The organism is Ruegeria sp. YKSE079, assembly GCF_059612845.1.
This window is the reverse complement of sequence record NZ_JBXWRJ010000016.1, coordinates 97,604-104,306: the sequence shown is the minus strand read 5'-3', so window position 1 is coordinate 104,306 and position 6,703 is coordinate 97,604. Positions and strand designations below refer to the sequence as shown.

At 59.6% G+C, this 6,703-nt stretch carries 7 protein-coding genes and 2 tRNA genes; 5 read left to right on the top strand and 4 right to left on the bottom strand.

All coding sequences use genetic code 11. The features are described 5' to 3' along the window. Positions 1–154: 154 nt before the first annotated feature. The 3 genes from AC2FMY_RS15555 to AC2FMY_RS15545 all read right to left on the bottom strand — a co-directional run bounded on the left by AC2FMY_RS15555 (position 155) and on the right by AC2FMY_RS15545 (position 2,769). Positions 155–1,375, bottom strand: a complete 1,221-nt coding sequence (locus AC2FMY_RS15555) for a type II toxin-antitoxin system HipA family toxin (RefSeq protein ID WP_496807675.1) — start codon at positions 1,373–1,375, stop codon at positions 155–157. Further along, positions 1,368–1,670, bottom strand: coding sequence for a helix-turn-helix transcriptional regulator (locus tag AC2FMY_RS15550; RefSeq protein WP_240610978.1), 303 nt, complete (start codon positions 1,668–1,670; stop codon positions 1,368–1,370). The genes AC2FMY_RS15555 and AC2FMY_RS15550 overlap by 8 nt, the downstream gene beginning before the upstream one ends. A 235-nt stretch (positions 1,671–1,905) precedes the next feature. Then, on the bottom strand, positions 1,906–2,769 hold the full coding sequence (locus tag AC2FMY_RS15545) for a hypothetical protein (protein WP_496807674.1): 864 nt from the start codon (positions 2,767–2,769) through the stop codon (positions 1,906–1,908). Between the two features lie 514 nt (positions 2,770–3,283). Here AC2FMY_RS15545 and AC2FMY_RS15540 point away from each other — a divergent pair. The 3 genes from AC2FMY_RS15540 (at position 3,284) to AC2FMY_RS15530 (ending at position 4,969) form a co-directional block, all read left to right on the top strand. Beyond that, positions 3,284–3,358 (top strand) — tRNA-Gly (locus tag AC2FMY_RS15540). A gap of 24 nt (positions 3,359–3,382) precedes the next feature. Then, positions 3,383–3,457, top strand: a tRNA-Gly gene (locus tag AC2FMY_RS15535). Between the two features lie 159 nt (positions 3,458–3,616). After that, on the top strand, positions 3,617–4,969 hold the full coding sequence (locus tag AC2FMY_RS15530; RefSeq protein WP_496746281.1) for an aminotransferase: 1,353 nt from the start codon (positions 3,617–3,619) through the stop codon (positions 4,967–4,969). A gap of 105 nt (positions 4,970–5,074) precedes the next feature. Here the strand turns inward: AC2FMY_RS15530 and AC2FMY_RS15525 are convergent, their stop codons facing one another. After that, entirely contained in the window at positions 5,075–5,314 is a 240-nt protein-coding gene (locus AC2FMY_RS15525) for an Lrp/AsnC ligand binding domain-containing protein (protein ID WP_480751011.1), read from the bottom strand. Positions 5,315–5,474: 160 nt separating this feature from the next. Between AC2FMY_RS15525 and hisB the strand changes: the two genes are divergently transcribed. Together hisB and hisH are read left to right on the top strand one after the other, a co-directional pair. Beyond that, complete coding sequence (hisB, locus tag AC2FMY_RS15520) at positions 5,475–6,062, top strand: imidazoleglycerol-phosphate dehydratase HisB (RefSeq protein ID WP_496746278.1); 588 nt, start codon at positions 5,475–5,477, stop codon at positions 6,060–6,062. After that, a complete protein-coding gene (hisH, locus tag AC2FMY_RS15515; RefSeq protein WP_480751014.1) occupies positions 6,063–6,701 on the top strand; it encodes an imidazole glycerol phosphate synthase subunit HisH in 639 nt (212 codons plus the stop codon). It abuts the gene before it with no gap. Positions 6,702–6,703 lie beyond the last annotated feature (2 nt).

The following is a 6,703-nucleotide window of genomic DNA, read 5'->3' as shown; positions in this document are numbered from 1 at the left end:
ACCCGGCGCTTGCTTCACCGCAAATCCGCCGCTTAATCTGACCAACCAGATGCGCCAGACCCTCTCTTAGATCACGCCGCCAACTGGCCCAAAACCTCTGACGACGGACAACTGGTGTGTTGCTTTGTCCTCGAGAGGCGACAGCTGCCCCAGTTTACGCTCGCGCCAGATCCGCTTCCTCGTGCTCGAAGGCTGTCGTCATCTCTTTGATTTCCCTCTCCGGAGCCCCCAGTGCACGGGCGACGTCACGCCAAGAAATGGTCGCTTCGGCCACCTCTGCGATGATGCGATCGGCCTCGGCGCGCTCCAGAAGATAGGATTCATGTTGCGCGCGGTGCAGGGCGATACTGGCATCCGGGTTGTAATCGTCGACATAGCTCTTTAACACACGCGGCTGGTTCGGCACGGGGTTGATGTCGTAGGCTGGTGAGAGGTGCCATCCGCCCCGCCCACGCAGAAATCCGTGATTGCGCATATGGTCATCGAGGTTCGTCACGAGAATGGAAAAGGCAACCCGCCGGTAGAGTTCCTCGCGGTCTTGGTCGGGCGTCACGCTTTCTGAGGTGATAATATCGGCCAAGTCCAAATAGCTGTAGCTTTCGCCATCCTTGCCGCCCAGCATCGCCATAGCTGAGATGAACGGGATCCTGCCGTCCTCGTTCCGGTCAAACCGATGGGACAGGAAAACAGGATTGTCGCCAGCCATCTCAAGCGTGTGATCCGAGACCGTAATTCCAGCGCGCCTTGCGAGCTCCAGTGCAATCGCTTCCCAGCGTTCCACGCAATAGGTGTCCGTCTCTTTCGGGAACTTGGCGACAGAAAGACGGCCGTGCTGGTCAAGGATGCTGGCCTTCGGCCGTGCGCCACCTAGCGAGCTTCCCGGAGCAAACAGCATTTTGAGGTCCTCTGCGGTCTCCTCCCCGCGCAGAACGCGCTGAGACGCATGAAGCAAATCTCCGAGGCTCACCAGCGCAGGCACGCCAATGCCCTCGCGGGCTTGAAACACTCCTTCAACCTTGAAACGCAGCGCACCCAAACGGGTCTCATCATTCACCCCAAGCAGGTAGTCGGTTTCTTGCAGCACTCTCGGACGTCGCCCTTCGGCCTCTGCCATGCGCCCCTCATAGCGCCGCATCACCGTTCTGCCCCAGGTGTCGGGGGCAGAATCCCCAAGCGGTGCAAGCATATCCTGCCCCGCTTCCGGCACGAATTGCCCTCTGACGAGAGGCATGTCCGGCGAAAGCCCGAAGGCATTTTCGTCGGCAAGCCAATCGTCATGATAGGTAAAGGAGACCCGCTCTCGGCCCCGCCCAGCTGTACGGTGGAGCATACCAACCCGTTTCAGCCCCTTCCAGTCGATCCAGACCTCAACCATTTTTTAGTCTCGCACGCTGCGGAAGGTCATCCAAGGCCATCTGCTCACCGACCGGGTCATCCAGATCCCCCCAGCCTTTCAAGAGGCCGAGCGCCTGCAATACGGCAACGTAGGTGCCGATCTTGACTGCAGGGTTACCGCTTTCGATCTTGGCGATGGTCTGCCGCGTTGTGCCAGCACGCTGCGCAACAATCTCAGCGGTCAGTTTGCGGCGCAGTCGTGCAACGCGAATGTTTTCCCCAAGTGTCACGAGCTCCTTACGCGCCGCCCTGGGCATTTTGATCGGAACAGCCATAATGATTTCTCCAAGTGACACTAAGCCTCCATATGTTACGCAGAGAAAACATTAATGTCAATTTTCGCCACTCAACCTGACGATCCAACGCCCCTGCTCGCACCACGGCTTATGTTATCTCATCATAACATTGGGAGCATTAAGGTTGCCATTACGAAACATGGCCTGGTTGCCTCACCGCACACATACAACGCGTCTGCTCGAACGAAACGATTGCGTTGCCTTCCTTCGAAAGTCATGCCTGCAACCCCGCAGCGCGAACCTGTTCGGGTGTCACCAGCTTCGACGCGATCAAGTCCTCGATCTGCCGGTTGGTGATATGGCGGCACAGGGGATGGCGCTCTTGGATCCATTCGGCGAGGCTCGCACGACCTTTGGCTTCGGCCTCTCGCGCCTTCTCGCGGTCGACCTGGATTTGGGCAAGCCCCTTCTCCCATCGGCGCATCTTGAACCAATTGTCCGAGAAGCAAACCTTGCTGCGCGTATAGCCTTCGCTTTCCTTGGCATAGGCTTTGACCGCCTGCAGAAGGTCATCGGGTGTCACTCCGGCCATCGCAGCCGCTGCGATCAAACGCAGACTGGTTCGCCGGTCTCGGATCCTGTCTTCGGGATAGGCCGCCAAGATCTTCTCAGCTTCAAGATCTTCAACCTCCTCCGCCGCCTCGCGCCTGCGCGTAGGTGGTTTATGGATGGTTTTAGGATGGTTTGGGGTCCACCGTGAACCCCGTACCCCGTTCACCGTGGACCCCGTACCGGGTTCAGGCTGGACGGGGTTCACAGTGACCCCCGTCTCAATGTCGGGCTCGGCCGTGGTTTCGAGCGCGGCCACGCGCTCCAGAACGATGCGGTAAATGACGGTGTAGCCATTCTTGCAGTGCCGCCGCCCCGTCTCAATCAGAATGCCTTCGCGCAGGAAGTCGATGATGGTTCGCTTGACCGTGCTCTCGCTGAGCTCTGTGTGGCGCTGGATGGTCCCCTTCGAACACCAGATACCAGAGCCATCGTCGCTCGCTTTGTCGGCTAGGAACATGATGATCTGCTTGCGCGCGGCGCTGCCAAAGCGGCGCTCGGCGCATTCATTTGCAATGCGCCAGCTCATGGTCTCACCGCCAATTGGGTTGAGGTTAGACCGGAAATGCCGTAAGCATTGGGACGGAAATATTCTTCTATGCCGTTGAGGTGGGTGGCCGCCCCCTCAGCGGTTTTTCTTTGCCTTTTCACCATAGGAAAAGCCGGTGAAAAACCGTTTACTTGGGCCTCGTAACCTATTGAAAAGTGAACCTGAACGAAACAAGTCCGTTTACAATTTTTCCCTTTAAAATCAGCAAAATTTTCCGGATTGCAAATCCGTGTACACCGGTTCGATTCCGGTACTCGCCTCCATCCTCCCAAGTATCGGTCCTTGTTACGCGGCATTGGATGCTTCACTTTGCTCCCGCTGTGTATCCGGTAAGCCCTTCATCCATCGTCGGAACCTGCCATTCGATGCGGCCCGGCCGCCCCTCCGGCTAACCCGAACGCCTCCCTCCTGTTCGACACTTTTTTTCTGTCATATGCGTTTTTCCTCTTGCAGCTTCCGGTCAGAATTTATACTTCACGCCTCACTCAACGGGGCGGGCGTAGCTCAGGGGTAGAGCATAACCTTGCCAAGGTTAGGGTCGGGCGTTCGAATCGCCTCGCCCGCTCCAACGAGGAACCGAGAGTATCTGATTGCGGGCGTAGCTCAGGGGTAGAGCATAACCTTGCCAAGGTTAGGGTCGGGCGTTCGAATCGCCTCGCCCGCTCCAGATACGCAAAGAGGCCGCCCACGGGGCGGCTTTTTGCGTTTTGGCGGGCAATTCTGTCGCGGCGGAAATTTGATCAAAAATTTTGACGCGGGCCGCCAGACAAGGCAAAGCTTGGCGCAGCTGAATCGCCGCCACGCGGCAAACCAAAGGTATCTCGCCATGGCCCCTGTCATTTATCCCACCACCAACCTTGCCGCCACCGAACAGCTGGTGCTGGATCGCGGCAAGGGCATCTATGTCTACGACACCGCCGGCAAGGAGTATATCGAGGGCCTGGCCGGTCTGTGGTGCACCTCGCTGGGCTATGACAATGCCGAGGTGATCCAGGCAATCACCGATCAGCTGAACCGGCTGCCCTTTTCCCACACCTTTGGCGGCAAGACCCATGAACCGGTCATGCAGCTTGCCGAAAAGCTCAAGGCGATGGTGCCGGTCGAGGATGCCTATTTCTTTTTCGGCAATTCCGGCTCGGACGCCAACGACACCCACTACAAGATGCTGCGCTATTACTTCAACGCCATCGGCAAGCCGGAAAAGCGCAAGATCATCACACGTGAGCGCGGCTATCACGGGGTTACCGTCGCCGCCGGTTCGATGACGTCGTTGCCCGCCAACCTTGCGCATTTCGACGCTCCCGTCGAGGCGCTGCACATCCTGCGCTCGGACGCGCCGCATTATTACACCGGGCGTCAGGGCAACGAGACCGAGTCGCAGTTCGTCGACCGTATCATCGACAACCTGGAACAACAGATCCTGGCCGAAGGCGCCGACACCATCGCGGCAATGATTGTCGAACCGATCACCGGCGCCTCGGGTGTGATCGTGCCGCCCGAAGGCTACTACGAAAAGCTTCAGGCGCTGCTGCGCAAGCACGGCATTCTGATCTGGGCCGACGAGGTCATTTGCGGCTTTGGCCGCACGGGCGCCGATTTCGGCTGCACCACCATGGGGATCAAACCCGACCTGATGACCTTTGCCAAGCAGCTCAGCTCGGCCTATTTCCCGATCTCCGCGTCGGTCATTCCGGGCTGGATGTACGAAAAGATGGTGGCACCTTCGGCGGCGGTCGGCGTGTTCGGCCATGGCTATACCTATTCCGGGCATCCGGTGGCCTGCACGGCGGCGCTCAAGACACTCGAAATCTACGAGCGCGACAAGATCTTCGACCATGCCGCCGACGTGGGCGCTTACATGCAGGACCAGTTGCGCGCGATCTTCACCGATCACCCGCTGGTGGGCGAAGTGCGCGGCAAGGGGTTGATCGCGGCGCTGGAACTGGTGTCGAACAAGACCACCGGCGCAACCATAGACAAGGGCGCAGGCGGGGCCACCGTACAGCGGCTGGCGCAGGAAAACGGTTTGCTGATCCGCGCCGTTGCAGGCAATGCCGCCGCCCTCTGCCCGCCATTGATCATCACCAGGACCGAAGTGGATGAGATGCTGCGCCGCCTCAAAACGGCCGTTGATGCCGCTTATGCCGAATTGAAGGACAAAGGGTTGCTTGCCGCCTGAGCGCCACGATCCCCTGATTGGGATTGCGGCACCCGCCTCGCCGCCTTGGTGGCGAGGCGCTGTTTTCCGCGACCAAAAGCCGTTGAACCGCCAGCCGAACCGGGTTCAGAACGCCTTGAAGGTCATCGTCGTCAACGACCGTTCGATGCCCGGAATCACCAGCAGGTGTTCGTTGATGTAATGACCCACATCCTGACCTTCCGGGATATAAAGCTTCATCAGAAGATCGTATTCGCCACTGGTGGAATAAAGCTCGGAGTGAATCTCGCGCAGGGCGATGTCTTCGGCCACTTTATAGGTGGTTCCGGGCTTGCAGCGGATCTGGATGAAAACACAGGTGGTCATGGCAGGGCCTATTTCTTGATTTTGCAACAGGCTGGCATGGGGGCGAACCGGGTGCAATCCCCTGTTTTTCGCGCAACACATCGCCGCGCCCGGTCGATGCGGGCTGGAAATCGAACCGGTGTCCCGCCTATAAGCGCGCGGTAGCAAAAGGAATACGCCCATGCGTCGCGCCACGATCAGCCGGAAGACCGCCGAGACCGACATAACGGTCGAGATCAATCTCGACGGGATCGGAGCCTATGACAACCAGACCGGCGTCGGCTTTTTCGATCACATGCTGGATCAGCTGTCGCGCCACTCGCTCATCGACATGACAATTCGCGCCAGCGGTGACTATCACATCGACGACCACCACACGGTCGAAGATACGGGCATCGCGTTGGGTCAGGCCCTGACCGCTGCCTTGGGCGACAAGAAAGGCATCCGCCGCTATGGCGAATGCCATCTTCCGATGGACGACGCGCAGGTGCGCTGTGCGCTGGACCTGTCGGGGCGGCCCTTTCTGGTCTGGAATGTCGATCTTTCGACGCAAAAGATCGGCAGCTTCGACACCGAACTGGTGCGCGAATTCTTTCAGGCCCTCAGCACCCATGGCGGCATCACGCTGCACGTCGATCAGTTGCACGGGCTGAACAGCCACCACATCGCCGAGGCCGCCTTCAAGGCCGTCGCCCGCGCCCTGCGCATGGGCGTCGAGACCGACCCGCGCAAGGCCGACGCGATCCCCTCCACCAAGGGCGCGCTGTAGATGCTGACCGCCATCATCGACTACGAGTCGGGCAACCTGCATTCCGCCGAAAAGGCATTTCAGCGCATGGCGCGCGACATGGGTGCCGGTCAGGTCGTAGTGACCTCCGAAGCCGAGGTCGTCGCCCGCGCCGACCGGCTGGTGCTGCCCGGCGACGGCGCCTTTCCCGCCTGCGCCGCCGAGTTGCGCGGTCACAAGGGCATCTATGACGCCATGGTCGAAGCGGTCGAGAAGAAAGGCCGCCCATTTCTGGGCATCTGCGTCGGCATGCAACTGATGGCGACCAAAGGCCACGAATATGAGGAAACGCCGGGGTTGGGATGGGTCGCCGGGGATGTCGTCAGGATCGAGCCCGCCGACAAGTCGCTCAAGGTTCCGCACATGGGCTGGAACGATCTGGTGATCGAGCACGACCACCCGGTCTTTGCCGGCGTGACCTCGGGCGATCATACCTATTTCGTGCATTCCTATCAGTTCCACGTCGACGACCCGGCGCAGCGACTGGCCCATGTCGACTATGGCGGCCCGGTCACGGCCGTGATCGGCCGCGATACCATGGTGGGTATGCAGTTTCACCCCGAGAAAAGTCAGGATGTGGGCCTGCGCATGATCGGAAACTTCCTGACCTGGGCCCCTTAGGG

Excerpts from the sequence above, each read along its gene's own strand:
- hisH (WP_480751014.1), top strand. The coding sequence starts at position 6,063 with ATGCTGACCGCCATCATCGACTACGAGTCGGGCAACCTGCATTCCGCC.
- hisB (WP_496746278.1), top strand. The coding sequence starts at position 5,475 with ATGCGTCGCGCCACGATCAGCCGGAAGACCGCCGAGACCGACATAACG.
- AC2FMY_RS15555 (WP_496807675.1), bottom strand. The coding sequence starts at position 1,375 with ATGGTTGAGGTCTGGATCGACTGGAAGGGGCTGAAACGGGTTGGTATG.
- AC2FMY_RS15550 (WP_240610978.1), bottom strand. The coding sequence starts at position 1,670 with ATGGCTGTTCCGATCAAAATGCCCAGGGCGGCGCGTAAGGAGCTCGTG.
- AC2FMY_RS15525 (WP_480751011.1), bottom strand. The coding sequence starts at position 5,314 with ATGACCACCTGTGTTTTCATCCAGATCCGCTGCAAGCCCGGAACCACC.
- AC2FMY_RS15545 (WP_496807674.1), bottom strand. The coding sequence starts at position 2,769 with ATGAGCTGGCGCATTGCAAATGAATGCGCCGAGCGCCGCTTTGGCAGC.
- AC2FMY_RS15530 (WP_496746281.1), top strand. The coding sequence starts at position 3,617 with ATGGCCCCTGTCATTTATCCCACCACCAACCTTGCCGCCACCGAACAG.